Source organism: Lysinibacillus sp. NPDC097287, from assembly GCF_044761695.1.
Taxonomy (GTDB): domain Bacteria; phylum Bacillota; class Bacilli; order Bacillales_A; family Planococcaceae; genus Lysinibacillus.
In genome coordinates this window covers 1-1,152 of sequence record NZ_JBIWCX010000076.1, presented here as the reverse complement: position 1 = coordinate 1,152, position 1,152 = coordinate 1, and the positions used below count along the sequence as shown (strand labels likewise).

Below are 1,152 nucleotides of genomic sequence, written 5' to 3'. Positions count from 1 at the left end.
CCCCGAACCGCGTCCCGAGGCCACTGCACCGCCACGCGCCGATTCAGAATGGAACTATCGCGTCCGCCACGAGACACCCACCCAACGTCTCGACCGCAACTGGTCCCACATCCTCCAAGAGCTCCGGGTAGTCCAGACCGGCATGCAGATCCTCACCGGCTTCCTCCTGACATTGCCCTTCCAACAACGCTTCTCGGATCTACAAGCTTTCGAGAAGGACTTGTATCTGATCACGCTGGCAATGTCTACGGCAGCGACGATCGTGCTCGTATCACCTGTCGCCATGCACCGCCTACTCTTCAGGCGTCACGCCCTCCCCGTCCTCGTCGAGCAGGGTCAACGATTCGCCGTCACCGGCCTTCTCCTACTCGGCGGCGCACTGACTGGCGTTCTCACCCTGACTTTCGATGTAGTCGTCAACAAAAGCACAGGCCTGATCGCCGGCGGCTGCGCCGTACTTCTGGCAATCACATTGTGGTGCTGCTACCCACTTCTCTTCGCACACCAACTGCATCTCGGCCGCCCCGAGAAACAACCCGACGAACCACAGCACCCACGCAACCACCATTAGACCGCGGATGCTGACGCATCACGCATCCGAATACACCACCGCCGATGTTTCAGCCCGCCGGCCCCTCGGTAACTACCCCACGCGGCGAACGGTTCGGTGAGTCGCACACAGGCCCTCACCCGCACTCTGTCACTCACGACGGTGGACACCTGACCCGAACAAACCGCACTCCAACACTTTTTGGTGTCGCCAACCGCACCGAAACGGGCGACGCACCGCCGCGCCTCCTATCCCCGAACGCTGCGACAGGCATCCCTCAACCGGCGAAAGGTTGTTCGGCTGCGAGTCGAGTGCGATGCTGCATCCCCCGAAGACCCGACCGTCACCACCGCATACCGGAAGTTCGGATCCGCCACACCCAGCCGATCAGCGCTCCCGGAAGTCCAGGCGCGCAACGACAGCCAACCCTATACACAACACGATCACCAGCACTGCAACATTGATCATCACGATCTCCCCTCTGGCAACCGTGTGGGGTCAGTCAGTCCCAACGCACGGTGAACCAGACTCATACGGCAGTCTGGGCGAGCCTGTCGAGAAGCAACTTCTTCCCGATCTCCGCACCCTTGGGGCTCTCGCTC

1 protein-coding gene is annotated in these 1,152 nt (G+C 61.5%); it reads left to right on the top strand.

The window, feature by feature from the left end; all coding sequences use genetic code 11:
- Positions 1 to 571: DUF6328 family protein (locus ACIQ2D_RS22210; protein WP_402867443.1), on the top strand; the 571-nt coding region annotated here is incomplete at its 5' end.
- Between the last annotated feature and the right edge of the window lie 581 nt (positions 572 to 1,152).